Source organism: Janthinobacterium sp. FW305-128, assembly GCF_020858135.1.
Lineage (GTDB): Bacteria > Pseudomonadota > Gammaproteobacteria > Burkholderiales > Burkholderiaceae_D > Janthinobacterium.
Map to the genome: position 1 here is coordinate 129,900 of NZ_JACYMK010000011.1, position 24,543 is coordinate 154,442.

Genomic DNA, 24,543 nt, shown 5'->3' on the forward strand with positions numbered 1-24,543 from the left:
TCAGGGCGCGGCAAAATCGGGCACGGCAAAAAAGCACAGCAAGTTGGCCTTGCTCAGGTATTTTTTGACGGAATGCGTGGTGGTGCCCAGTTCGGCGGCGATCTCGGCATAGCTCATGCCGTCCAGGTGGGCCAGCAGGAAGGCGGCCCTGGCCTTGGCGGAGAGCCGGTCCAGCGCGCGGTCGACCAGCTGCAGCGATTCGAGCAGGATGGACATCGCTTCCGGCGACGGTGTACTCGCTTGCGGCTGGTGCAGCAGGGCGTCGAGGTAGGCGCGTTCGAGTTCTTCGCGCCGGCAGTGGTTGGCCAGCAGGCGCTTGGCGATGGTAGCCAGGAAGGGGCGCGGCTGCGCGATCCCGGCACTGCTGCGCGCAACGAAGATCTTGAGGAAGGTATCCTGCGCCAGGTCGCCCGCCAGCCCCGCATCGTGCAGGCGGCGCTTCAGCCAGTACAGCAGCCACGAGTGGTGCTCGGCGTACAGGGCCTGGAATTCGGACGGCGGGGAAGGGGCGGACAGCATGCGGACGGGATGGAATATCTTAATCTAAATGAGAATTGTTCTCATGATAGCGCAGCGGCGCGCACCAGGCAATCAGGAAAACGCGGCGTTGCTGAAATGCGACTGCGCGCCCGGGCCGCGCGTGGCGCGGGCTTTGCGCCTGCGCACGGCAGATGTAAAAGTTTCCTTGGCGCAAGCTTTCATGTGAGAAAATGGGGTTGGCCATGTGGAGCGGAGCAAAAAAAATGATGTGGATGGTTGGCGGTGTCCTGGTTCTTCTGGTCGCCAGATTTTTATGGTTGGCCTATTTCCATCGGGTCAACGCGATGTCGCGCCAGGCGGAAGTGATGAACTGGATCGACATCGGCCGGGTGTCGAATGCCGATGGCGGCAAGGATATTCTGTTGGCGAGAAACGAGCGCGGTGCCCGGATCGACTGGCGCACGGGCGAAGTCTGGCTGATGAACCCCAAGGTGGGCGAGCCGTTTGCCGATTTTCTCGCCGTCGAGCGCTGGCTGACGATGCGCGACATGCCGGCGGCGAACAAGCCGGCCGCCGCTGCGCCTGCGCCAGTGGCGCCGGAGCCGGAAGCGGCGCCCGACGCCGGCCCCGTGCGCGATACCTTGCCTGCTTTCCAGCAAAAGGTCGATGCATGTTTGGCCAAGGCCGAGGGCGGACAGGAATTGCTGGAAACGAAGCAGGCGTTCGAGGCGGGCAGCGAGCCTTATCTCGAGGCGTCGACGGAATTGAGCAAGACCGCGCTGGAGCTGGAAGTGTCGCCCGCCATGGTGGCCACGTTTCATATCAGCGCCTTTGCCGCCCTGGCTGAAACGGCGGGCGCCGACAAGCTGGAACGGGTGGCGGCCAGCCTGCATGCGGCGGCCAGGCAGATCAGGGCCAGCGTCACCGCGTAACAGCATGGGCCCGGCCCGGAATGAAAAAAACCGCTGACTCCCTTGCAGGCATCAGCGGTTTTTTATGTATTGGTTGCGGGGACAGGATTTGAACCTGTGACCTTCGGGTTATGAGCCCGACGAGCTGCCAGACTGCTCCACCCCGCAGGCGAATTATAACCGAGTTTGCTGCATTGCGAAAGAGCGGATGGAAATGAAGGATATTTGGCTTGCAGGATGGCCATTGAGATACTGCGCCGCAATGGAAAAAGCCGCTGATTCTCTTGCAAGAATCAGCGGCTTTTCGGTATCTGGTTGCGGGGACAGGATTTGAACCTGTGACCTTCGGGTTATGAGCCCGACGAGCTGCCAGACTGCTCCACCCCGCAGGCGAATTATAGCGGGGTTTGCTGCAATGCGCAATGGCCGGGTTTCAGACCCTCGATTACGCCGCCGCCAGGCGCCACAGCGAGGTGATTTCCTGCGAGCGTGCCGCGTGCAGGCTGTCGGTGGCGTCCTGCGCGCGCGGGTGCGTGGGTTTCACGTCCAGGCGGCCGACGACCTTCAAGCCTGCCTGCTCTATCCATTCGAGCAATTGCGCGCGCGGGCGCAGGCCCAGGTGCTCGGCCAGGTCCGACAGGATCAGCCAGCCTTCGCCGGCCGGTTCCAGGTGGTCGGCCAAGCCGGAAAGGAAGCCGCGCAGCATGCGGCTGTCCGGATCATAGACGGCGTATTCGATCGGCGAGCTTGGGCGGGCCGGCAGCCATGGCGGATTGCACACCACCAGCGGGGCGCGTCCGGCGGGGAACAGGTCGGCCTGCACCACCTCGACCTTGTCGATCAAGTCGAGGCGGGCCAGGTTTTCGCGTGCGCAGGACAGGGCGCGCGGGTCCTGGTCGGTGGCGACGATGCGGTTGACGCCGCGCTGCGCCAGCACGGCGGCCAGCACGCCCGTGCCGGTGCCGATGTCGAAGGCCAGGCTGGCGCGCGTGGGCAGCGGCGCTTCCGCCACCAGGCCAACGTATTCGCCGCGGATGGGCGCGAACACGCCGTAATGCGGGTGGATACGCTGGCCCAGGGCCGGCAGTTCCACGCCCGTGCGGCGCCATTCGTGCGCGCCGATCAGGCCCAGCAGTTCGCGCAGCGAGGCGACGAACGCTTCCTCGCCGCGGCCATACGCTTCATTGCAAGCCAGTTTCACGTCCGGAGCGCGGCGCAGCGGAATCGTGTAGTCGGCGTCAAAAGGCAGCAGCAGCATGGCCAGGGTGCGGGCGCGCTGCGACTGCGCCTGGCGGTGCAGATGGAACGCTTCCGTGGCCGATGGTTCGGGTTTCGCCAGTTTGGCGGCCTTGGCCTTTTTGCTCGGTTTGTCGTTCTTGTGGTCGGCGCGCCGCGCCAGCGCCTGCAGCAGCTGGCGCGCGTTCTGGAAGTCGCCGCGCCACAGCATGGCCGTGCCTTCGCAGGCCAGGCGGTAAGCCTGGTCGGCCGTCGTGCGGTCATCGGCGATGACGACGCGCTTGGGCGGCGGCATGCCGCTTTCCGAGCGCCAGCGGGCCGAATGCTCGGCGCCGTTTTCGCTCCAGTGGATCTGCGGATGAACGGTAGGGGAAGAAGTGTCGGACATGGATTTCAATCGATAGAAGGGGGCGCGCGGCATGGTCGCCTGCGCAGGCCGTCTTCCATTATACGTCGCTGGCAGTGCCGTTAGCAGTGTCCGTGCCATAGGCGAGTGCCAGCGCGCGGGCGCGTGCCTGGTCTTCCGGCGTCGTTTCCACGGCTTTCTGGTCGGCTTTGACCGCCGCGTCCGGCTGCACCAGCTTGAGCAAACGCAAGCTCAGGCTGCCTGCCAGGTCGCCATCCTTGCCGCTGGCGCTGGCGACATCGGCGTTGCTGTTGATGTTGTTATTAAAAATGTTGCTTTGCAATTGCTGGCCCAGCAGCTTGAACAGGTCGTGCAGATTGCCGCCGAAGTGCGTGGCGGGCAACTCTTTGGCGGGCAGGGCGCCGTCTTCGGAGGATGTGGCTTCCGGCGTTTCGCCTTGCGTTTGCTCAAGGACGCCCGCGCTGATGTTCGATTGATATTGCACTTCCACTTCGAAGTCGAAGGTTTGCCCATCGGCCGTCGTGATCTTGCCCTTGCCGATGAAATGCGCGTTTTCATCGAGGCTGAAGGCGGCCGCGCGGCTGCTGGCGCCTGCGCCCGAGACGCTGGCGCCAGCACTGCTGAAGCTGGAACCGGCTTGCAAATCGACCGAATCGAAGGAGATGCTGGCGCCGTCGCCGAACAGCTGGCGCGTCATGTTGGAGAGAAAATCCTGCGCCACGTCGACGGTGGCGTTGCCCAGCGCATCGGTCCGTTGCGACAGCCCCTTGGCCGACAGGTCCAGGCCATTCTTCGACAGCGCGACCACGTCTTGCGCCGTGCGCTGCATCAGGGGCGAGCCGGCCAGGCCCGTGGCGCTGCTGCCCGTGCGGGACGGTTGCTGGCCAGCCAGCGTAGTCGAGGCGGGTTGACGGCTGGCGAGGGCGGGAAGCTGGGACATGGTCGGTTCTATATGGGCTGTGTACCGTATTTAACGGCAACAATCGCCCAGACTTTAACCATTAGTGGTGGTGCGACCAGCTACCGTCCGCCGACTCCAGGTAAGACTTGACGGCATCGGCCTGGCCCGTGGCGTGGCGCTTGAGTTCGCCGCATGCGCAAATGCCCTGGTAGGGCTGGATATGCGAGCAGGCGGAGACTTTTTGCAGGTAAACCTGCATGGATTTGTGACATTTGACGCACTTGAAGGTGAGGCTGCGGGCGGCTTTCATGGGGCTCCTTGAACTGTTGCGGGGCGTAGCGGGTAGTTACGCGAAGGCGGCGATTTTAACGCACTCCGTCCATCGTTACACGTTGTTGCATCTGCGCCACGCGCAGGTCAACTGAATCCGTGCCATGGCGTTGAGCGTATATAGGAGGTCGTCTGACCGCCATTGAAGAGGTAGCACCATGGACAAGCATGACAAGGAAAAGCCTGTACAGCCCGCCAAGGAGCTGGTCAGGAAGTGGCTGAAAGCGGAGCTGGAACAGCGCCGCCCCCCGCCCGACCCCGAGCAGATCCGCCGCGAACTGGGCTGGGATATGCTCAGGCTGTGCCGGGAGCCGGCCAGCCGCTAGCGACCTAGTGCACCGTCACCACGCTCTTACCGCCTGAACCGGGCTGCACGAGGATACGGGTGGCGATGCGCTCCGTCATTTCCTGCACGTGCGAGATGACGCCCACCTTGCGGCCCATCGCTTGCAGGCCGTCGAGCGCATCCATGGCCACGCGCAGGGTTTCCGTATCGAGGCTGCCGAAGCCCTCGTCGATGAACAGCGATTCGACGCGCACGCGGTTCGAGGACAGCGAGGCCAGGCCCAGCGCCAGGGCCAGCGAGACGAGGAACGATTCGCCGCCCGACAGCGAATGCACGGAGCGCAGTTCGCCGCCCATGTCCTGGTCGCGCACCATCAGGCCCAGCGACGGATTGTTCGGGTTGTCGATGCGTTCGAGCTGATAGCGGCGCGCCAGCTGGTTCAGGTGCGCGTTGGCATAGCCGAGCAGCACTTCCAGGGTGAATTGCTGCGCGTAGTTGCGGAATTTCTTGCCGTCGGCCGAACCGATCAGTTCATTCAGGTTGGCCCAGCGCCGCTCGATGACGGCTTGCGCCTCGATTTGCGCCAGCATCGCTTGCGCGCTGTGGCGCCGCGCATCGTCCTGCGCGATGGCCAGGCGCAGCCGTGTCGCTTCCTGGTTGGCCGCCTGGCGTTCCAGCAGCAGCGCGTCGAGCGCATCCTGCAGCGCCGCCTCGTCCATTTCCAGGGCCTCCGGCGGCTGCTGCACATGCGCCGCCAACTGCTGCCGGCGCTCGGCCAGCACGGAAACGGCCGCCGTGTGGCGGTCGGCGATCGCTTGCAGGGCGTCGCGTTCGGCGCGCATGGCGTCCGGTGCGATGGCCAGATGCGCGCGCAAGGCGTCCATGTCGGCGGGCGCACGGGCCGGATGGGCATCCTGGAACTGGCGCAGCCAGCCGTTAAGGGCGGCGCTGGCGCCGTGTTCCTGTTCACGCAGGGCAGCCAGCCGCTGCGACAGCTGCGCGCACGCTTCTTCCAGGCGCGTGCGCTGCTGGCTGGCCGATTGCGCCGCCGTTTGCTGCTGCGTCAGCAGCTCTTTGGCTGCCGCGATGGCGCCTGCCAGTGTGCGCTCGACCTCGGCCACGCTCCGGCCCTGCCATAGCGCGTGGCGTTCCGCCTGCATTGCCGTGCGCTGCTTGTCGGCGGCGGCAAAGACGGCGTGGGCTTCCTGCGCCGCTTGCTGCGCCTTGGCGGCGGCCAGCTGTGCCGCTTCCAGCTGCGCGGCCAGGGTCGCCAGCGCGTGGCCGCGGTGGTCCTGGTCCGCCTGCTGTTTCAGCCATTGCCGGCTTTCCGTTTCACGCGCGGCGCGGAAGGCGGCCGGGCCGGCGCGCCAGCTGTCTTTCCAGTCCTCGGCGCCGTCGGCGTCGGCGAACGCGCCATCGAGCTGCGCCAGCAAGGCGTCGAGCGCGGCGCGCGCCGTCTCGCCCTTGTCGGCGTTGCCCGCTTGCTGCGCTTGCAGCTGCGCCAGCCGCGCCTGCGTCTCGGCGACGGTGCTTGTGCAGCGCGCATGGTCGTTTGACGCCAGTTCATGCGCCGCCTGCGCCTGTTCGCGCCGTACGCCGGCCTGGCGCAGCGCCGCCTCCTGCTGCGCCAGTGCCTGCAAGCCGGCCGTATTGGCCGCCAGCTGCCGCGCGAACCAGTCCGCGCGCTCATTTGCCGGCGGCAGTTCCAATGTGTCCGCGTGCGGCTGCCACTGCGCGAGCAAGCTGTCGATGGCGGGCGGCAGGGCCGCCAGTTCGGCCTCCGTTTGCGCCTGCTCGCGTGCCGTCGCGGCCAGGGCCGCCTTGTGCGTGGCCAGCCGCTCCAGATTGCCGCGCGCCTGCGCGCGGCAGGCCAGCACCTCATCCTGCAAGCTGGCCAGCATCGCCTGCAAGGCGTGGTCGGCGTGGCTGTACGGGTGTTCCGGCGCGCCGCAGACAGGGCAGGGCTGCCCGTCGTGCAAATTGGCCCGCAGCTGCTCCACGCTGGCCGCGCATGCCGCCTCCGCGCCTTTCAAGGATTTTTCCGCCTGCGCCAGGCGCGCTTCCAGCAGCGCCGTTTGCGCCGCTTCCGCCGCCAACGCCATGTTTTCCGTCTGCGCGGCCTGCGCCAGCTGGGCCGCCCTCGCTTGCCAGTGCGCCAGCGCCTGCTGCTGGCGCGCCAGTTCGCTCCAGGTCTTTTCCGCGCTGGTCAACGTGCGCGCGTGCGTCTCGAGCTGGCCGCGCTGTTCCTGCAGCCCCTGGCCATCGATGGCTTGCACGGCCGCCAGCGCCGCGCGCCGTTCGACATCGCGCGCCGTCAGCACGGCAGCGGCGCTGGCCAGCGCCGCTTGCGCCGCCTGCGTGGCGTCAAAGGCCTGGCGCAGCCGCTGTCTTGACTCGGCCATGCTGGCGTCGGCCGCATCGGCTTGCGCGGCCGCCTGGCCGGCCTGGGCAAATAATTGATCCCACAACTGCCACGATTGCGCCAGCGCCTGCCACTGCTGGTGCGCTGCCAGCCACTGGCGGCCCGCTTCCTGTTCCGCTTGCGCGGCATGCTGGCGCTGCTGCAGCGCGTGCAGCGCGGCGCGCGCCGCCTCGTTGGCCTGGTCGGCGGCCAGGGCCCCATCTTGCGCCTGGCGATGCGCGGGCATGTGCGCCGCCATGCCTGCGTCGAGCGCCTTGGCCTGGTCGAGCAGGGGCGCGGCATCGCGCTGCGCCGCTTCCGTGGCCAGCAAGGCCGCTGCCGCCTGCTGCACGGCCTGCGCCAGCTGCGCTTCGCTGGCCACGGCTTGCGCCGCCTGCGCGCGCGACGCTTCCAGCGCGGCGCCCGTGCCGGCGATCTCGCCGGCCAGGCGCGCCACGTCGTCGATCAGGGGCCGCGCCGGCTGCAGCAATTCCCACTGCGCCAGCGCCGCGCGGCGTTCCTCCGCGGCGGCCCGTTCGGCATCGGCGCTGTCCAGCGCTTCCTGCGCGGCCGCCACCTGGGTTTGCAGCTTGTGCGTCTCCTGGTGCCAGCGCTGCTGCAATTCCAGCACGGCCTTGCGCAGGTCGATGGTTTGCAGGGCGGTTTCGGCCGCGCCGCTTGACGCTTCGGTCTCGCTGCGCTCTTCCGGCGACAGCGGCCGCTGGTCGGCCAGCTTTTCGCCCAGCCGTTCGAGCACCTGCTTTTCCTTTTTCGCCCGCTCGAAGGCGCGCATGGAAATATCGGTATAGATGCTGCTGCCCGTCAGGGTTTCCAGCAATTCGCCCCGTTCATTGTCTTCCGTCTTGAGGAAGGTGGAAAACTCGTTTTGCGCCAGCAGCACGGCGCGCGTGAACTGGTCGAAGGACAGGCCGATGCGTTTTTCGATCTCTTCCTTAACTTCCGTCTTGGTGCCGCCGATGGGCTGCAGCGCGGGCAGCTGGTGCAAGCTCATGGCGGTCGCCTGCAGCGCCCCTTCCGCTTTGGTACGCGAGCGGCGCACGCTCCAGCGCGCGCGGTAGTGACCGCCGTCGTTGCCGACGAAGTCCACCTGCGCGTAACCGTCCGGCGTGCCGCGGCGCAGCAGGGTGCGCGTATCCTGCGCGTTGACGGTTTCCTTGCCCACGTCGGGCAGGGCGCTGCCCCGGCCCAGTACCTTCAGCAGGCGCGGCGTGGCGTCGTACAGGGCCAGGCATAAGGCGTCGAGCAGGGTGCTCTTGCCCGCGCCCGTGGGGCCGCTGATGGCGAACAGGCCGGAAGACGCCAGCGGTTCCTGCTGGAAGTCGACTTCAAATTCGCCGGCCAGCGAAGCCAGGTTCTTGCCGCTGATTTTCAGGATTTTCATGCTGTTCTTTATGCTGATGCAGTCGCCCGACGGGTGCGCTTACAGATCTTTTTTCGCCTTGGCTTCTTCGGCCGCGTGCTTTTCGGCGGACGCCGCCGCTATGGCGGCTTCGCGTTTGGTTTCAAGGCCGGCATCGACCAGCGTCAGTTTGGTGGTGAAGAACAGGGCTCTGGCGGACCACAATTTGTTGATCATCTCTGTGTCATACGGAGAGAGGGAATGAATGCGCAATATTTGATCGGCATGATACACAATGCAGTTTTCATCGACGATTCTCAAGTTGTCGAGTGCGGGGAGGCGGCGGTACGCCCGGTTGCAGCTGAATGTGACGGGATGCCCTTCTTCCTTGCTGTATTTTTCCTCAAGCTCTTTCTGGAGCTGGTATGAGTCAGACCCTTCCAGCAAGACCGTGATGGCCGTCACTGTGCCGTCAGCCAGCTGCTCGGTGGTGACGACGCGCGGTTTGCCGAAATAGCTCCATTTACCCAGATAGCCATCGGCCACCGATTTCCCCGCCTTGATGCCGGTGCTCAGGTCCTTGAGCATGATGGGTTTCGACAGTTGCGACGCTGCTGTCTTTTCGGCCGGCATCGGGGGCGGGTACTCGGCGCTTGGGCCGCAACCGGCAAGCGATATGAGCAACGAAACGCCCAGCAGGGGGAAATGACGGATTTTCTTCATAAAACCTTTCAAATGGTACCGTGGGAGAATGGATGGTGGGCGTAATGCCCCTGGACGTCAGGCGCCGGGAAGCAGCAATTCGGCCAGGGCCGAGAGGAGTTCGGGCGGCGCTTCCTTCGCGTATTTTTGCTGGTACAGGCGGCGGAAGATGTCGTCGGGCTGCAGCTGGCCCAATTGGTCGAGCGTCATGTTCTCGGGCGCGCTGCTGCGCGCGGCGCTCGACGTTTCGATCTTCGCCAGGCGCACGCTCTTGCCGTCGAGCGCCGTTTCGATGCGCGTGCGCAGGCCCGGTTCGGGCGCCTCGAGGCGCACGCGCACTTCCAGGAACGGCTGCGCCTCGGCCGGAGCGTCCGGCACGTCGAGGGCGGCCAGCTGTTCCAGCACTTCGGCTATGGGCGCCGGTGCGGCGGGCACGCGCAGCAGGGGCACGGCGCGCGGCACGGCGATGGCGCGCACCTCGCGTAACTGCTCGCCGTCGATGTCGAGGCACAGCACCTGGTGGCGGTAGTTCACTTCGGCGAACGACAGCGGTATCGGGCTGCCGCAGTAGCGGATGTGCTCCTGGCCGCCCACGGCCTGCGCCTTGTGCAGATGGCCCAGCGCCGCATACGCGATGGACGTATCGAAAATCCCCGATGGCAGCATTTCCGTGCCGCCGATGACGATGCGGCGTTCGGAATCGTTCGACATTTCGCCGCCCACCATGTGGCAGTGGCCCATGGCGATGATGGCTTGCCCGGGCTGGCGGCGCGCCAGCGCCAGGTCCGCCAGCTGGCGGTACAGCAGGGCGATGCCGCCCAGGTAGGCGTCCTGGGTGTCGCCGGCCGGCAGTTTCGGCACGTCGCCGGGGCGCAGGAACGGTACGGCCAGGCACCAGGCTTGCACTTGCCCATCGTTGCCGGTAAGCGGCAGCAGCAGGCGTTCCAGGTCGATCTGGTCATCGTCGCCGCGCAGCACATGGCCGATCACGCGCGTGCCATGCGCGGCCAGCAGGGGGCCGGGTGCTTCCAGACGTCCCGCCGAATCGTGGTTGCCGGCGACGACGACCAGTTGCAGCGCGGGCAGGCGCGCGCGCGCCTGCTGCAGGAAGACATATAACTGCTTTTGCGAGGCGGCGGACGGGTTGGCGTTGTCGAACACGTCGCCCGCCACCAGCAGCACGTCGACCTGCTCCATCACGAGCGTGTCGAGCAGCCAGTCGAGGAAGCGCTGGTGTTCGTAACCCCTTTCAAAATTGTGCAGGGTCTGGCCCAGATGCCAGTCGGAAGTGTGCAGCAGGCGCATGGTGTGGCAAGGGTAGGGAAGACAGGCGCCAATATAGCTGAAATGAGGCAGGTACTGGAGAATTGAACGAATTTCGAAGAGCGTTTTCGATTTTTATCGATACATCCAGAGTGCCTGAAAAACGTTCAGGGCAAGGCACTGCAACGCAGCCATGGACGTTTTCTCAGGTGCTCAAGTCGTCAGCGCGCCGGCCCTGTAGGTATTACGCCCATCCTGCTTGGCCTGGTACAGCAGCACGTCGGCCCGCTGCAGCAGCACGGCGGGGGAAATGTCTTCGTCGCGGTAGAAGGCCAGGCCGATGCTGGCGGAAATGCGCACGGTGATGCCGTCGAGTTCGAACGGCTGCCGCATGGCGGCGACGATTTTTTCCGCCAGCACGGCCGCGTCGTCGGGCCGGGCGATCTGTTCCATGATGATGGTGAATTCGTCGCCGCCCAGGCGGGCGATGATGTCGGTGGCGCGCATGGTCTGCGTCAGGCGCTGGGCGAAGGCGCGCAGCAGGGCGTCGCCCGTGCCATGGCCGTGCGTGTCGTTGACGGGCTTGAAGCGGTCGATATCCATGTACATGACGGCCATCAGGTGCTGCTGCCGGCGGCTCGCGTGCATGGCGTCGCTGAGCTTTTGCTGGAAGCCGGCGCGGTTCGACAACCCTGTCAATGCATCGACCTGGGACAGCTTCAGCAGCCGCTGTTTTTCGCGCTTTTGCACGGTGATATCCTGGCGCATCACGTGAAAGCCCACCACCTGCAGCCTGTCTTCGCCGATCTGCGGGATGTAGATCACTTCCATGCAGCGCTCGATGCCTTCCTTCTCGTCTTCTTCCTCGAAGCTCAAGGTTTCGCCGGCCAGTACTCTTTCGATATACGGCGCCACCGTGCCGTAGCGCGCCTCGCCCACCGTGTCGCGCACGCTCTTGCCCAGCGCCTGCCGCCCCGTCAGGCCGAATTCGCGTTCATAGGCGATGTTCAGGAAGCGGTAGACCTGGTCGGCGTCGATGTAGGCGATCATGGCCGGCAAGGTGTCGGCGATGGTGCGCAGCCGCGCTTCGCTTTCCAGCAGCGCCACTTCCGATTCGCGCAAGGTGGTGATGTCGTCCAGGCTGCCCACGTAGCCGTCGATCTGGCCGTCGATGAGGATGGGGGCAATTTTGACGGAGACCCAGACCAGCCTGCCGTCGCGCTGCAGGCAGCGCAGGGTGGACTGGAATGGCGCGTGGCTGCGCGTGAGCTGTTCCAGCGCCACGTGCATCAGCGGATAGTCGTCCGGGTGCAGGGCGCTGGTCCAGCCGGCGCCCAGCGCGGCGGCGCGCGGCAGGCCCGTGATGGCTTCGAAGGTGCGGTTGACGTAGGTGCAGCGGCGCTGGCGGTCCAGGCGCACCAGCCCGAGCGGAGAGGCGTCGTTGACGGCGGCCAGTTCGGCCTGTTTCTGGCGCAGTTCCAGTTCCTGCTGGCGGCGCTGCGAGATATCCTCGGCGATGCACAGGATATGCTCGACCTGATGGCGCTCGTCAAATACGGGCACGGAGACGGAGCGCAGGTAGCGCAGGCTGCCGTCACGCAGGCGCAGCGGCTTTTCCGTATGGTCGATGACACCGCGCTCGGCCAGGATGGCGCGGTCGTCCTCGGCATCGTGCAGGCCGAAGTCGGGCGGAAAGGCCTGGCAATCGGTCTTGCCGATGACGTCGGCGGCCAGGTGGCCCGTGATGTCCTCGGCCGCCTTGTTCCACACTTCCATCCGGCCGAAGTTTTCCGGGCGCGCGCTTTTCACGTAGACCAGCACGGGCAGGTGGTCGATCAGCGACTGCAGGAAGCTGCGGTTGTCCTGCAGCGCCAGCTCGTCGTGCTTGCGCGCGCTGATGTCGCGCGAGGTGACGGCCACGCCGTCGGCGATCGGCACCACCTGGTGGCGCAGCCAGCGCGTGCCGCCGGATGCCAGTTTCAGCTCGAATTCATCCTCCAGCGGCTGGCCCGTTTCCATCACCAGCACGAAGCGCTTGAAAAAGCGCTCGCCGCGCAGCAGCGGCACGCGCGGCAGCACGCGCTGACCCAGCAGTTCGGAGCGCGGCTTGCCCAGCATATCGGCGGCCCGCTCGTTGATGTCGGCAAAGGTGAAATCTTCCACCGGCTTGCCCGGCGCGGGGCGCCAGGCTTTGAGCAGCAGCACGGCATCGAGGCTGGCCTGGTGCGCCGCGCGCAGCAGCGCCTGTGTTTCCTTGGCCTGGCGGATGCTGCGGCGCAGGCGCGCGCTCTGGCGCATCAGCAGCGCCGTAAAGCCGGCGATGAGCACGCTGGCGGCGAGCAGGGCGCCGATATACGCCAGGCGGCGGTGTTCGAAGCGCGTCAGGGCGACGGCCTGGCTGACGCCCACCACCGCCAGCAGCGGGTAGCGCGGCAGCTCGCGGTAGCTGTAGATGCGCGCCGTCGCATCGACGGGCGGTTCGATCAGCAGTTCCTCGGGCGCGTGCCGCGGCGGGCCCGGCATGCGGAAGTCGATGCGGTCGCTGAGGATCAATTGCTCGCCGATGCGCCCCACCGTCAGGCCGCTGTCGCGCGCCACCAGCATCAGCGCGCCATGCTCGTCGAGGTTCAGGCGGTCGTAGTCGTCGACAAAATACGTAGGGTCGACGTGGATGACGATGGCGCCCGCAAAGCGGCCCTGGCCATCGTTCAGGCGGCGCGCCAGGCGGATGGTCCAGTGCTTGCTGCCCGCGTCGAGCATGGGCGTGTCGACCAGGGCCGTGTCGGACGCATTGGCGGCCAGCGCCTTGAAAAATGCCTGGCTGGCCAGGTTTTCCGGCAGATACGCGTTGGCGCTGTCGATCACGTCGCCGCGCGCGTCGACGAGCGCGATCGGCAGTTCCAGCTTCGATGGCAGCACGCTGTCGAGCAAGCCCTGGCGGCGCGTGAATTCATTGAGGCGCAGGGCGCCGTCCGTTTCCTCGTATTTGAGCTTGAACAATTGCGTGGCGTGATCGGTCTGGCGCAAGGTGAAACTGGTGTGGTCGGCCAGGGTACGGGCCAGCGACTGGCTGACGGCCACGGCGTCGCGCACGGCGCTGGCCCGTTCCTGGCCCACCTGGTACAAGACGGCCGCCCACAGCGCCAGCAGCAAGATAAGCGCGAACAGGGGTACCAGGCTGAGACGGTACAGGCGGCGGGCAAGGCGTTGCAGGGGTCTTGTTATCGCTATCACGGGCGCTTGCAGGCTAGGGTCATGGAAAGGTGAAGGGCGGCGTGGCGCGCATCATAGCCGAAATATGCTGACCTGCGCGCTGCCTGCTGCCCTAGCGTCTGTTCGTGGTCTGTCGCTGGGCTTATTTTGCGTTAAATCAAGAACCTGTGGTGCCGCGCACGCTAAAAAAAGCACGCCGGGGGCGGCACGGGCTGGCGCCGTGGCAGAAAAAGTACAATTGCGCCCCCATCCTCATTAAAATGGATGCTTCTTCCTCCCATATCGAAAGTTGTCATGCAGAGTAAAAAGCCCGACGCGGCAAGACTGGACAAGATCGTGGCCGAAGCGCGCCGCGCCGCCGACCAGCGCGAGAGCGGCTACCGCGAGCGCTCGCTGAAGATGTATCCGTGGGTCTGCGGCCGCTGCATGCGCGAATTTACGCGCGCCAACGTGCAGCAACTGACGGTGCACCACCGCGACCACAACCACGACAACAATCCGCCCGACGGCAGCAACTGGGAACTGCTGTGCCTGTATTGTCACGACAATGAGCACTCGCGCTACCTGGAAGCGGACCGTGGCGCAGGCCTGCTGTCGGCCGAGGTGGCGCCCGCCACGCACAATCCGTTTGCCGCGCTGGCCGGCCTGATCAAGAAAAAGGACTGAGCGGATCGCCGCTTCTCCATGCGCATCCTGCTGACCGAAGACGACCCGCAGCTGGGCCGCGCCACGCAAATCGGCCTGGAACAGGGCGGCTACGCCGTCGACTGGGTCACGAGCGCCGAACACGCGCACACGGCCGTGCGCCTGCACGACTACGGCTGCATCCTGCTCGATCTGGGCTTGCCGGGGCAGGACGGCATGCAGGCGCTGGGCATGCTGCGCGACAATGGCTACAGCGGCGCCGTGCTGGTCGTCACGGCGCGCGACCAGGTGGGCGAGCGCATCGCCGGCCTCGATGCGGGCGCCGACGACTTCATCGTCAAACCGTTCGACCTCGACGAGCTGGCCGCGCGCATCCGCAGCGCCTGCCGGCGTGCCGCGGGCCGCCTGCGCGAGCACCTCGTGCACGGCGACCTGGCGCTCGATATCGCGGACCGGCAGGTGACGCAAGGGGGCGTGCCCGTGATGTTAACCGTGAAGGAATTCCGCATCCTGCAACTGCTGCTGGAACATGGCGGCCGCGTGCTGAGCCGGGAACAGCTGGAGAAAAACCTTTACAGCTGGGGCGATGAAGTGGAAAGCAACGCCGTGCAAGTGCACATCCACCACCTGCGCAAGAAGCTGGGGCGGGACTTGATACGCACCGTGCACGCGGTCGGTTATTGCATCGACAAGCCCAAAGCGGCCTGACGAAGGCGGCCGGGAGGCCGCCTCCCTTGATCAGAAATCGACGGTGGCCGACAGCCACAGACGGCGGCCGTCCAGGCTGTTGACATAGCGGTTCGCGTAGTTCAAGGCCGGTGCGCGGTAAGGCTGGTAGTCGATGAAGTCCTTGTTGAGCAGGTTGTACACGGCCGCGTTCAGGGTCACGCGCTTGCTCAGCTGGTAACTGGTGCCCAGGTGCAGCATGGCGTAGCCCTGGTAGTCGCCCAGCGCGGCCTTGGCGGCGCGCGTGGAAGCCGAGGTGCCCGGATCGCGGAAGCGCTCGCTGCGGTATTCGGCGCGCAGCCAGCCGTTCCACTCGCGCGAAATATCCCAGCTCAGGCGCGCGTTGACGGCGTGCCTGGGCGTGTCGCTCAGCGGCTTGCCCGCATTGCTGCCGCTCTTCTGTTCGCTTTCCGTGTACGTGTAGTTGGCGCTGGCCGACAAGCTTTTTCCCAGCGGGAAGCGCGTGTTCAGCTCGACACCGCGTGTGACGGCCTCATCCACGTTGACCGACTGGCCAAACGCATCGACGTTGGGCCAGTTGCCGAAGCTGACGCAGCCGGGACGGTTCGGCGATGGACGGTAGCTGCAGTTGACGAGGCCCGTGCCCGTCGTGATCTTGTCCTTGAATGCATTGTTGAACAGCGAGCCGCTGGCGGTCCAGCCGGCCAGGTTGTCGAAGTAGGCGCCGATTTCCGTTGTCGTGCTCGTTTCCGGCTTCAGGTCCGGGCTGCCGACGAGGGGGATCGTGCCCTGGCCGCCGAAACCGTTGATGCCTGGGGACAATTGTTCCACGCGCGGCGTCTTGTAGCCCTTGCTGACGCCGCCCTTGACGGTCCAGCTCGGCGTCGCGTTCCACACGGCATAGGCGCGGGGGCTGGTCTGGCCGCCGAAGATGCTGTGGTCGTCATAACGGGCGCCGAAGGTCAGGGCGATATTTTCCAGCACTTGCCATTCGTCTTCCACGAACAGGGCTTTTTGCGTGAATTCGAACTTCTTTGGCGCCACGCCGTCCGTCATGTCCGCCTTCCACCATTGCGCGCCGACGGTCGCCATGTGCTTGCCCAAAGGCAGGACCAATTTGGTGTCGAACACCTGGCTTTCCACTTCCAGGGTGCGCGCGCTGCCGGCCACGGCACCGGGCGTGCCTGGCGGAATCGTGCGGCCCAGGGTTTCCGTCTTGTTAACCATGTAGCTGCTGTCGAGCGTGCCGAAGCCGAAGCGGCCCGTGTGCGACAGGGTCCACTGGTCGCGCTGGTATTTCTGTTCCGGGCCGTAGCCGCCCTGCAAGCCGACGGTGCCCAGCTGCTGTTTCGAATTGTCGTAGGTCTGGCGGCCCGCGTCCGCGTCGAGGATGACAGTGTGGTAACGGTTTGGCGTGAAGGCCAGGCGCGCGCCGAAGTTGGCGATGTCCGCGCGCACGGGATTGGCGCCCATATTCGGGGTGACCTCCGCACCGGCAGCGTTGCTGTAGCGGATGTCGGCCGCGTCGCGGCGCTGCTTGCTGCCGCGCAGGGACAGGCCCAGCAGGTCGGTGGCGATGGGCCCGCTCAGGTAGAAGCGGCCGCTTTTCACGTCGCCGAAGTCCGATTCCTGCTGCGCGGTGTAGTCGGCCGAGACGGAACCCATCCACTGCTTGCCCACCTTGCGCGTGATGATGTTGATCACGCCGCCCATGGCGTCCGAGCCGTACAGGGTCGACATGGGGCCGCGGATGATCTCGATGCGCTCGATGGCGGCCAGTGGCGGCATGAAGCTCGTCTGCGTGCCGCCGAAGCCGTTCGGCGTGACGTTGCCGGCCGCATTCTGGCGACGTCCGTCGATCAGCACCAGGGTGTAGTCGCTGGGCATGCCGCGGATGCTGATGTTCATGCCGCCCGTCTTGTCGCCCGCCGCGCCCACGTCGATGCCTTCCACGCTTTCCAGCGCCTGCGTCAGGTTGCCGAAGCGTTCCTTCGACAGGTCGTCGCGCGTCAGCACGGTGATCGACGCGGGCGCCTGTTTGATGTCCTGCTCGAAACCGGAGGCGGACACGACCACTTCCGGCATGCTGGCCGGCGTGCCCGTCTGGGCGTGAGCCGGCAGGCAGGACAGGGCGGCCAGGGTCAAGGCCAGGGTGGTGGGACGCGGCAGGGGCGCGCGGCGGGTGCGGTTGGACATGCAAACTCCTGAAGGGTGAATGAATAATTGCGCTGTATCGGCGAGGGAATGGGAATCATGAAAGAAATAAGAATCATTTACAATTACGGCCATGGCTACCCAGAAAATATTTCGCTCCGGATCTTGCGCAGAAGTTCTTAAGAGATTCTTAACTGCCGGCCGCGGCGTGCAAACCTGGTCGCTGCGGCGCACCCTGCTGACGGTCTTGCTGGGCCTGACCTTGGCCCTGTGGGTGGGCAGCGCCGCCATCGTGTATGTGGAAGCGCGCCGCGAAAGCCAGGAATTGTTCGACCAGTCGCTGACCGAGACGGGACATCTGCTGCTGTCGCTGGTGGCAAAGGACGTGCGCGAACACGGCTTGACGGGGCCCATCGACCTGCCCCTGCGCGGCCAGCACAATCCCCACCAGTATTTGCTGTTCAAGGTGCGCGACGCGCAGCAGCGCGTGCTGTACCGCAACGATGCGGCGTCCGACATCGCCCTGTCGCGCAGCGCGCCCGATGGCCTGTCGTGGACCACGATAGGTGGCCAGCGCTGGCGTCTGTTCTCGCTGTGGGACCCGCAGCGCACTTTGCAACTGCTGGTGGCCGAGCCGACCAGCCACCGCGACGACATCAGCCGCGGCTTCTTTTACCGCGTTGCGCTGTTCGGCCTGCTGCTGGTGGCGCTGGCCACCGTCGCCATCTGGTGGGCCGTCCACCGCGTGTTTCGCGTGCTGCAAGCGTGCGCCGATGAAGTGTCGGCGCGCACGCCCGATGAACTGGCCGACGTCGGGCTCGCTGGCGCGCCGGACGAACTGCATCCGCTGCTGCTGGAAATTAACCGCCTGTTCGGCAGGGTGCGGCACAGCCGCGACAACGAGCAGCGCTTCACGGCCGATGCGGCGCACGAACTGCGCACGCCGCTGGCCGCCATCAAGACGAATCTGCAAGTGCTGCAGCGGGCCCGCAGCGCGGACGAGCGCGAGGAATTCATCGCCGCCCTGGGCGCCAGCGTGGAGCGCGCCACGCGCCTCGTCAACCAGCTGCTGGCGCTGGCCCGGCTCGATCCGCAGGCGCAAGCCCAGGTGGCGCTGGCGCCGGGCGACCTGGCGCAGCTGCTGGCGCAGCAGGCCGCGCAGTGGCAGGCGCTGGCCGCGCCGTACCGGCTGTCGCTGGCCGTGAACCTTGCGCCGGCACCGTGCGCGCTGCATGCGGACAGCCTGCAGATGCTGCTGCGTAACCTGGTCGACAATGCGCTGCGCTACACGCCGGCGCCGGGCGCCGTCGAGATCAGCTGCGGCGTGGAAGACGGGCGCAGCTATGTGCGCGTGGCCGATACGGGACCGGGCATCGCGGAAGACATGCATGAGCGCGCGTTCGAACGTTTTGTGCGCCTGGTGCAGGTGGAAAGTGCGACCCAGCTGCCCGGCAGCGGGCTGGGCCTGTCCATCGTGCGCCGCATCGCCGAGCGGCATGGCGCGGCCATCGTCCTGGGCGCCGGCTTGCAGGGCAGGGGGCTGGCGGTGACGCTGGTGTTTCCCGCCGCATAGCGAGGCTGAAGGCTGCGCGATCCGATAGCGATAAAACGCACAATGCGTGGGCAGAATGCGGTATCTTTCTGTTATGCACAGACCAGACAAGCACCCGCCTTCCGACGTCCCCCCGCTCTCGCTGGCCGCCGCGCGCGCCCTGCACCTGGCCGCGCAGGGTTTGCTGCAGGTGCGGCGTAAAAAAGCCGTGAAGGCCGACGTGCTGGCCGCCATCCGCCAGATGGGCGTGCTGCAGATCGACACCATCCACGTGGTGGCGCGCAGCCCCTACCTGGTGCTGTGGAGCCGGCTGGGCGACTATCCGCAGCCGTGGCTCGAGCAGTTGCTGGCCGAGGGCGCGCTGTTCGAGTACTGGGCGCATGAAGCGTGCTTCGTGCCCATCGAAGACTATGGCTTGTACCGCCACCGCATGCTGGATCCCGCCGCCATGGGCTGGAAGTATTCCGTCAAATGGATGGCCGAGCAGGGCGACGCCGTCGCTTCGGTGCTCGACCATATCCGCGCCAACGGCGCCGCGCGTTCGGCGGACTTCGAGCGCACGGATGGCCAGGCGGGCGGCTGGTGGAGCTGGAAGCCGGAAAAGCGCTCGCTCGAAGTACTGTTTACGTCGGGCGTGCTGATGATCGCCAAGCGGCATCAGTTCCAGCGCTATTATGACCTGGCCGAACGGGTGCTGCCAGGCTGGCACGACGGCTTGCTGCCGCCCGAGGACGAGGTGCGCCGCCGTTTGCTGCTGGCCAGCGTGAAGGCGCTGGGCCTGGCGCGGGCCGGCTGGATCAGCGATTATTTTCGCACCAAACAGGCGCGCGCCAGCCTGGCGCACGATCTGCAGGCGCTGGTCGACGAGGGCGCGCTGCTGCGCTGCGCGGTGGCCGGCTGGAGCGACGCCGTCTACGTGCATGCCGAGCATGGGGAGTTGCTGCGCGCGGCCGCCGCCGGCAAGCTGGCGCCCACCTTGACGACGATCCTGTCGCCGTTCGACCCCGTCGTATGGGACCGGCGCCGCGCGCTGGAACTGTTCGATTTCGACTACCGGCTCGAATGCTACACGCCGGCTGAAAAGCGCCGCTATGGCTATTTTACTTTGCCGATCCTGCGCCGTGGCGCGCTCGTGGGACGCCTGGATGCCAAGGCGCACCGCGCGCAGGGGCGCTTCGAGATCAAGTCGCTGGCGCTGGAAGACGGCGTGCGCCCCAGTCCCCGCCTGGTGCAGGACGTGGCCGGCGCCGTGCGGCGCCTGGCGCTCTGGCATGCCTGTCCGCAGATTGACATCGCGCAGGCGCAGCCGGCAGCCTTCGGCGCGCAGCTGGCCGAGGCCCTGCGGGATGGCGGCCAAGCGGAAAGGCGGGCCGCATGATGCTGCCGCAGGCTCCGCCCGAACTGCTCGACGCCGACGGCCAGCCCCGTTTCGGCCGCTACACGGGCCAGCTGGACGCCTTCGACTGGGCCTCGCTGGCGCCGCCGTACGCGCGCGGCGGCCTCTGGCGCCTGTTCCACCACAAGCGCTGGCATTACGTGGCCCTGTCGACGCCGGCCGTGTTTTGCGGCGTGGCCATCGTCGACCTGGGCTGGACCAGCACGGCCTTCGCCTATGCCTTCGACCGCCACAAGGGCAAGATCGTGGCCAGTTTTTCGCAGGATGGCATTCCCGGCCTGTGCGCCACGCTGGCGCCGCATGCGGGTGCTTCCAGCCGTTTCCGTTTTTTGTCGCAGAAAATCAGCATCGAGGCGCAGCCGCAGCAGCGCTACCGCTTGCGGCTCGATTGCGGCCATTTCGGCATCGACGCGGAATGCGGCCCGCCCGTGGCGCCCACCTTGCTGGCCATCGGCCCCGTGGGCGAGGGCGGCAGCGTGCATGCGACGCAAAAGTCGGGCGGCTTGCCCTTGTGGGGCAGCGTGCGCTGCGGCGCCGTCGGCTACAGCCTCGATGACGGCGTGGCCAGCTTCGATTATTCGAACGGCTTGCTGGCGCGCGAGACGGAATGGCGCTGGGCTTCGGCGCACAGCCTGGACCTCGGTTTCAACCTGCAGGCCGGCTATTTCGGCGCGCATGAAAACGCGCTGTGGCTCGATGGCCAGCTGTATCCGCTGGGCCGCGCGCATTTCGACTTCAATCCCGACAACCCGCTGGCGCCGTGGCACGTATGGACGGACGACGATCTGCTGGACCTGCACTTCAAGCCGGAAGGGGCGCGGCGCGAGGATAAAAACCTGTGGATCGCCGCCAGCCGCTACATCCAGCCCATCGGCACGTTCAGCGGCTGGGTGCGCACCAGCGCGGACTCGCCCAAGCGCATCGTGGCGCAGCTGGCGGGCGTGACGGAAAGCCACCGCTCGCGCTGGTAGATGCACTATTTTTTTGCGAAACGCGTGACAAGGTCAAGTTTTTTTGGCAACGCATCCTATACACTGGCGCAGCCGCTCCGGCATCCCGCTCCGGCAATCCATGAGGCCAGAACATGAGTATCCGTAATCTCGACAAGCTGTTCAAGCCGGCCTCGGTGGCCCTGATCGGCGCCACGGCGCGCGAACGCAAGCTGGGCGCCATCGCCCTGTACAACCTGCTGGGCGGCGGCTACCAGGGAGAGATTTGGCCCGTCAACCCCAAGTACGACGAGCTGATGGGCCTGAAATGCTATCGCAAGCTGGGGCACCTGCCCAAGGCGCCGGACCTGGCCATCATCTGCACGCCGCCCGCCACCATCACGGCGCTGATCCGCGAACTGGGCGCGCTGGGCACGCGCGCGGCCATCGTCATGACGTCGGGCCTCGATCCCGTGCGCGAGCAGTCGCTGCGCCTGGCCATGCTGAAGGCGGCCAAGCCGCATTTGCTGCGCATCCTCGGTCCCAACAGCATGGGGTTGCTGGTGCCCAAACTGGGCTTGAACGCCAGCTTCGCCCACGTCGGTGCGACGAGCGGCAAGATCGCCTTCGTGTCGCAATCGGGCGCGCTGGTGTCGGGCGTGCTCGATTGGGCCAACGCGCATGGCGTGGGCTTTTCCAAGTTCATTTCGCTCGGCGCCAGCTACGACATCGATTTCGGCGACCTGCTCGACTACCTGGCCGGCGACATCGACACGGCCGCCATCCTGCTGTACATGGAAGACATCCAGGCTGCGCGTAAATTCATGTCGGCGGCGCGGGCGGCCGCGCGCAGCAAGCCCGTCATCGTGCTGAAGGCGGGGCGCGAGGCGGAAGGCGCGGCCATGGCGGCCTGGCATACGGGCGCGCTGGCCGGTTCCGACGCCGTCTACGACGCGGCCATCCGCCGCGCCGGCATGCTGCGCGTGTATTCGGCCGAAGAACTGTTCGACGCCGTGGAAACGCTCACGCACATCCGCTCGCAGCGCGGCGAGCGCCTGGCGATTTTGTGCAACGGCGGCGGCCTGGGCGTGATGGCCACCGATGCGCTGGTGAGCAGCGGCGGCAAGCTGGCCGAGCTGTCGCCGGACACCGTGATCGCGCTGGAAAAGGCGCTGCCACGCGGGTGGTCGCACGACAACCCCGTCGGCCTGCCCGGCGACGCGGCCGTCCAGCGCTATGCCGACGCCATCAAGCCGCTGCTCGACGAGCCGCAGGCAGACGCCTTGCTGCTGCTGCACGCACCCACGGCCATGGTCTCGTCGATCGACATCGCCGAAGCCGTCACGCCGCTGATCAAGGCCACCTCGCGCACGGTGCTGTCGTGCCTCCTGGGCGGCACCACCGTGGCGCCCGCGCGCCAGGTTTTCAATCGCGCCGGCATTCCCACCTATGACACGCCGGAAAAGGCCGTGCATGGCTTCATGCAGATCGTGCAGTACCGGCGCAACCAGGAAACCCTGATGCAGGTGCCGGCGCAGCTGCCCATGTCGGCCACGCCGCGCCGCGCCAGGGTGCGCGAAATCGTCGCCGCTGCGCTGGCGGCCGGCCAGACGGTGCTCGGCGAATGCCGCTCGAAGGAGATTTTGGCCGCCTACGGCATTCCCGTCGCCACCACGCGCATGGCGGCCGACGTGGAAGAGGCGCTGGCCGTGGCGGCCGACATCGGCTATCCCGTCGCGCTGAAGATCCATTCGCCCGACATCGCCCATAAATCCGACGTGGGCGGCGTGGCGCTCGACCTCGACACGCCCGACATCCTGCGCACGGCCGCCGCCGCCATGCTCAAGCGCGTGCGCCGCATGCGGCCCGACGCGCTGATCGACGGTTTTACGGTGCAGCAGATGGCGCGCCGGCCGCAATCGCATGAATTGATCGTCGGCGTCACGACGGACGCCGCCTTCGGCCCCGTGATCCTGGTGGGGCAGGGTGGCATCGCCGTGGAAGTGACGGCCGACCACGCGATCGGCCTGCCGCCGCTGAACATGGTGCTGGCGCGCGACATGCTGGCGCGCACGCGCGTGTCGAAATTGCTGGCCGGATACCGCAACCAGCCGCCGGCCGACATCGACGCCATCTGCTACACGCTGATCCAGGTGGCCGAGCTGGTGGCCGACATCGGCGAGCTGGCCGAACTCGACATCAATCCGCTGGTGGCCGACGCGGACGGCGTGATCGCCCTCGACGCCCGCATCCGCCTGCAGCCGGGCCAGCAGCGCGACCGCCTGGCCATCCGCCCGTATCCGCAGGAGCTGGAAGAGCAGGTGACGTGGATGGATCAATCGATCCTGCTGCGCCCCATCCGCCCCGAGGACGCGCCGCAGCACATGGATTTGTTCCACGCGCTGGACCCGGACGACGTGCGCCTGCGCTTTTTTACCTCCATGCGCGAGCTGCCCGTGTCGCAGCTGGCGCGCCTGACGCAGATCGATTACGACCGCGCCATGGCCTTCATCGCCACGCACACGGGGCCGGACGGCAAGCCGGAAACCCTGGGCGTGGTGCGCGCCGTGGCCGACCCGGACAATATCCACGCCGATTTCGCCATCGCCGTGCGTTCGGCCCTGAAGGGCAAGGGCCTGGGCCACATCCTGTTCGAGAAGCTCGTCGACTACTTCCGCAGCCGGGGCACGGAAGCGCTGGTGGGCGAGGCGATGGCGCGCAACAAGGGCATGCAGCGGCTGGTGAAAAGCTTTGGCGGCGAAGTCACGCCATCGGAAGAGCCCGGCGTCGTCAACCTGCATATCGGCTTGCGCGCGCCGTAAAAGAAAGCGCGGCTGGCCCGCTGCGGGTTTGTGCAGGATCAAGCCCATCGCTGTCGGTAGTCTTTACACTTTCACTTCCAGGATCAGACATCCAGCGCATTTTCGGGAGTGAGTGCATGCTTACGGCAACATATATATTGGTTTCCCTGTCAGTGGAACAGGCCAGCATCCGCATGAGCCTGCTGGCCTTTCAAAAGTACATGCATGTGCAGCTGCGTCACCAGAGCAGACTCAGCCTGGCGCAGCTGCAGTATGCGGGCGACTGGCTGAGCCGGCTGTACCAGGGCGGCTACTGGCGCAAGGTGGAAATGTATCTGGTGCCCGCCATTCGCCAGGCCGCACCGCATGCCGACGGCTTGCTCAATGAAATCAATGGCTTGAACCACGTGGCGCTGGAAAGCATCAATGCGGTGCAGCAGCGCGCGGGCGCCGCCATCGACCATTCCGAATTGCAGGCCGAGCAGCTGTGCGCGGCCATCGATGCCTTTTGCGCGGCCTTGCTGCAGCGCCTGGAAAAAGAAGAGCGCGAACTGTTCGCGCTGGCGCGCAAGGTCATCGTGGGCGAAGCGTGGTTTGCCATCGCCTACCAGTTCCTCGCCCACGACGCGCGCGCGCAGGAGGCGCGCCGTGGCAAGGCGCAGGTGCTGCCCTTTGTTTTGCCGGCGCCTTTGCCGACATCCTTGCCGGCGCCGGGCACGCCTGCCACCGGCGGGAAAAACGCCGAGGCCGGCGGCGCGGCGGCGCAGCTTGCAACGTCACCGCCGCTGCGCGCGCAGGCTTGAACGGGTAGCGAGCGCACACCCCGGCAGGCCCGCCTGTGCCAGGGTGGTTTTATCGCCGGGCACATGGCGCCGTCATAGGGAAAAGATTCATTTTAGTCATTTGATAACTTGTTCAGCCCTGTCCGA

At 66.4% G+C, this 24,543-nt stretch carries 18 protein-coding genes and 2 tRNA genes; 9 read left to right on the plus strand and 11 right to left on the minus strand.

Annotated features, from left to right (window positions below):
* Nucleotides 1–519 (minus strand): sigma-70 family RNA polymerase sigma factor, encoded by a 519-nt coding sequence (locus tag IGS60_RS21950; RefSeq protein WP_230506201.1) that lies wholly within the window; start codon nt 517–519, stop codon nt 1–3.
* Nucleotides 520–797: 278 nt separating this feature from the next.
* Here IGS60_RS21950 and IGS60_RS21955 point away from each other — a divergent pair, with 278 nt between their 5' ends.
* Nucleotides 798–1,412 carry a hypothetical protein gene (locus IGS60_RS21955; protein WP_139143036.1) on the plus strand — a complete coding sequence of 205 codons (615 nt, stop codon included), beginning with the start codon at nt 798–800 and terminating at the stop codon, nt 1,410–1,412.
* A 70-nt stretch (nt 1,413–1,482) separates the two neighbouring features.
* Here IGS60_RS21955 and IGS60_RS21960 read toward each other — a convergent pair.
* From IGS60_RS21960 to IGS60_RS21980, 5 genes are all read right to left on the minus strand, one after another.
* Nucleotides 1,483–1,559: transfer RNA gene (locus IGS60_RS21960), tRNA-Met, on the minus strand.
* Between the two features lie 144 nt (nt 1,560–1,703).
* Nucleotides 1,704–1,780: transfer RNA gene (locus tag IGS60_RS21965), tRNA-Met, on the minus strand.
* Nucleotides 1,781–1,836: 56 nt separating this feature from the next.
* Complete coding sequence (locus IGS60_RS21970; RefSeq protein WP_230506202.1) at nt 1,837–3,015, minus strand: class I SAM-dependent methyltransferase; 1,179 nt, start codon at nt 3,013–3,015, stop codon at nt 1,837–1,839.
* A 58-nt stretch (nt 3,016–3,073) separates the two neighbouring features.
* Nucleotides 3,074–3,934 (minus strand): hypothetical protein, encoded by an 861-nt coding sequence (locus IGS60_RS21975; RefSeq protein ID WP_230506203.1) that lies wholly within the window; start codon nt 3,932–3,934, stop codon nt 3,074–3,076.
* Nucleotides 3,935–3,995: 61 nt separating this feature from the next.
* Nucleotides 3,996–4,205, minus strand: a complete 210-nt coding sequence (locus tag IGS60_RS21980; RefSeq protein WP_034755039.1) for a hypothetical protein — start codon at nt 4,203–4,205, stop codon at nt 3,996–3,998.
* A gap of 178 nt (nt 4,206–4,383) precedes the next feature.
* Here IGS60_RS21980 and IGS60_RS21985 point away from each other — a divergent pair, with 178 nt between their 5' ends.
* The gene (locus tag IGS60_RS21985; RefSeq protein ID WP_162835746.1) at nt 4,384–4,551 is read left to right on the plus strand and encodes a hypothetical protein; all 168 of its coding nucleotides are present in this window, start codon (nt 4,384–4,386) and stop codon (nt 4,549–4,551) included.
* A 4-nt stretch (nt 4,552–4,555) separates the two neighbouring features.
* Here the strand turns inward: IGS60_RS21985 and IGS60_RS21990 are convergent, their stop codons facing one another.
* The 4 genes from IGS60_RS21990 to IGS60_RS22005 form a co-directional block, all read right to left on the minus strand.
* Complete coding sequence (locus tag IGS60_RS21990) at nt 4,556–8,314, minus strand: AAA family ATPase (protein ID WP_230506204.1); 3,759 nt, start codon at nt 8,312–8,314, stop codon at nt 4,556–4,558.
* Nucleotides 8,315–8,353: 39 nt separating this feature from the next.
* The gene (locus tag IGS60_RS21995) at nt 8,354–8,995 is read right to left on the minus strand and encodes a hypothetical protein (protein WP_070290759.1); all 642 of its coding nucleotides are present in this window, start codon (nt 8,993–8,995) and stop codon (nt 8,354–8,356) included.
* A 57-nt stretch (nt 8,996–9,052) separates the two neighbouring features.
* Complete coding sequence (locus IGS60_RS22000) at nt 9,053–10,279, minus strand: exonuclease SbcCD subunit D C-terminal domain-containing protein (RefSeq protein ID WP_230506205.1); 1,227 nt, start codon at nt 10,277–10,279, stop codon at nt 9,053–9,055.
* A gap of 171 nt (nt 10,280–10,450) precedes the next feature.
* Nucleotides 10,451–13,471, minus strand: coding sequence for a PAS domain-containing protein (locus tag IGS60_RS22005; protein WP_230506206.1), 3,021 nt, complete (start codon nt 13,469–13,471; stop codon nt 10,451–10,453).
* 273 nt (nt 13,472–13,744) lie between these two features.
* On the opposite strand from IGS60_RS22005, the gene IGS60_RS22010 reads away from it, so the two are divergent.
* Together IGS60_RS22010 and IGS60_RS22015 are read left to right on the plus strand one after the other, a co-directional pair.
* Entirely contained in the window at nt 13,745–14,116 is a 372-nt protein-coding gene (locus tag IGS60_RS22010) for a YajD family HNH nuclease (RefSeq protein WP_034755042.1), read from the plus strand.
* An 18-nt stretch (nt 14,117–14,134) separates the two neighbouring features.
* A complete protein-coding gene (locus tag IGS60_RS22015) occupies nt 14,135–14,803 on the plus strand; it encodes a response regulator (RefSeq protein WP_070221401.1) in 669 nt (222 codons plus the stop codon).
* A gap of 30 nt (nt 14,804–14,833) precedes the next feature.
* On the opposite strand, the gene IGS60_RS22020 is transcribed toward IGS60_RS22015, so the two are convergent.
* On the minus strand, nt 14,834–16,978 hold the full coding sequence (locus IGS60_RS22020) for a TonB-dependent receptor (protein ID WP_230506207.1): 2,145 nt from the start codon (nt 16,976–16,978) through the stop codon (nt 14,834–14,836).
* Nucleotides 16,979–17,144: 166 nt separating this feature from the next.
* Here IGS60_RS22020 and IGS60_RS22025 point away from each other — a divergent pair, with 166 nt between their 5' ends.
* The 5 genes from IGS60_RS22025 to IGS60_RS22045 all read left to right on the plus strand — a co-directional run bounded on the left by IGS60_RS22025 (nt 17,145) and on the right by IGS60_RS22045 (nt 24,417).
* Complete coding sequence (locus tag IGS60_RS22025; protein ID WP_230506208.1) at nt 17,145–18,509, plus strand: ATP-binding protein; 1,365 nt, start codon at nt 17,145–17,147, stop codon at nt 18,507–18,509.
* Between the two features lie 73 nt (nt 18,510–18,582).
* Nucleotides 18,583–19,866 carry a winged helix-turn-helix domain-containing protein gene (locus IGS60_RS22030; protein WP_230506209.1) on the plus strand — a complete coding sequence of 428 codons (1,284 nt, stop codon included), beginning with the start codon at nt 18,583–18,585 and terminating at the stop codon, nt 19,864–19,866.
* Entirely contained in the window at nt 19,863–20,855 is a 993-nt protein-coding gene (locus IGS60_RS22035) for a DUF2804 domain-containing protein (RefSeq protein WP_230506210.1), read from the plus strand. The genes IGS60_RS22030 and IGS60_RS22035 overlap by 4 nt, the downstream gene beginning before the upstream one ends.
* Before the next feature lie 113 nt (nt 20,856–20,968).
* Complete coding sequence (locus tag IGS60_RS22040; protein ID WP_070290766.1) at nt 20,969–23,635, plus strand: bifunctional acetate--CoA ligase family protein/GNAT family N-acetyltransferase; 2,667 nt, start codon at nt 20,969–20,971, stop codon at nt 23,633–23,635.
* 116 nt (nt 23,636–23,751) lie between these two features.
* Nucleotides 23,752–24,417, plus strand: a complete 666-nt coding sequence (locus tag IGS60_RS22045; RefSeq protein ID WP_230506211.1) for a hypothetical protein — start codon at nt 23,752–23,754, stop codon at nt 24,415–24,417.
* Nucleotides 24,418–24,543 lie beyond the last annotated feature (126 nt).

Coding starts and splice junctions, on each gene's coding strand:
- IGS60_RS21975 (WP_230506203.1), bottom strand. CDS start 3,934: ATGTCCCAGCTTCCCGCCCTCGCCAGCCGTCAACCCGCCTCGACTACG.
- IGS60_RS22040 (WP_070290766.1), top strand. CDS start 20,969: ATGAGTATCCGTAATCTCGACAAGCTGTTCAAGCCGGCCTCGGTGGCC.
- IGS60_RS22020 (WP_230506207.1), bottom strand. CDS start 16,978: ATGTCCAACCGCACCCGCCGCGCGCCCCTGCCGCGTCCCACCACCCTG.
- IGS60_RS21985 (WP_162835746.1), top strand. CDS start 4,384: ATGGACAAGCATGACAAGGAAAAGCCTGTACAGCCCGCCAAGGAGCTG.
- IGS60_RS22010 (WP_034755042.1), top strand. CDS start 13,745: ATGCAGAGTAAAAAGCCCGACGCGGCAAGACTGGACAAGATCGTGGCC.
- IGS60_RS22045 (WP_230506211.1), top strand. CDS start 23,752: ATGCTTACGGCAACATATATATTGGTTTCCCTGTCAGTGGAACAGGCC.
- IGS60_RS21995 (WP_070290759.1), bottom strand. CDS start 8,995: ATGAAGAAAATCCGTCATTTCCCCCTGCTGGGCGTTTCGTTGCTCATA.
- IGS60_RS21980 (WP_034755039.1), bottom strand. CDS start 4,205: ATGAAAGCCGCCCGCAGCCTCACCTTCAAGTGCGTCAAATGTCACAAA.
- IGS60_RS21970 (WP_230506202.1), bottom strand. CDS start 3,015: ATGTCCGACACTTCTTCCCCTACCGTTCATCCGCAGATCCACTGGAGC.
- IGS60_RS21990 (WP_230506204.1), bottom strand. CDS start 8,314: ATGAAAATCCTGAAAATCAGCGGCAAGAACCTGGCTTCGCTGGCCGGC.
- IGS60_RS21950 (WP_230506201.1), bottom strand. CDS start 519: ATGCTGTCCGCCCCTTCCCCGCCGTCCGAATTCCAGGCCCTGTACGCC.
- IGS60_RS22035 (WP_230506210.1), top strand. CDS start 19,863: ATGATGCTGCCGCAGGCTCCGCCCGAACTGCTCGACGCCGACGGCCAG.
- IGS60_RS22030 (WP_230506209.1), top strand. CDS start 18,583: ATGCACAGACCAGACAAGCACCCGCCTTCCGACGTCCCCCCGCTCTCG.
- IGS60_RS22000 (WP_230506205.1), bottom strand. CDS start 10,279: ATGCGCCTGCTGCACACTTCCGACTGGCATCTGGGCCAGACCCTGCAC.
- IGS60_RS22015 (WP_070221401.1), top strand. CDS start 14,135: ATGCGCATCCTGCTGACCGAAGACGACCCGCAGCTGGGCCGCGCCACG.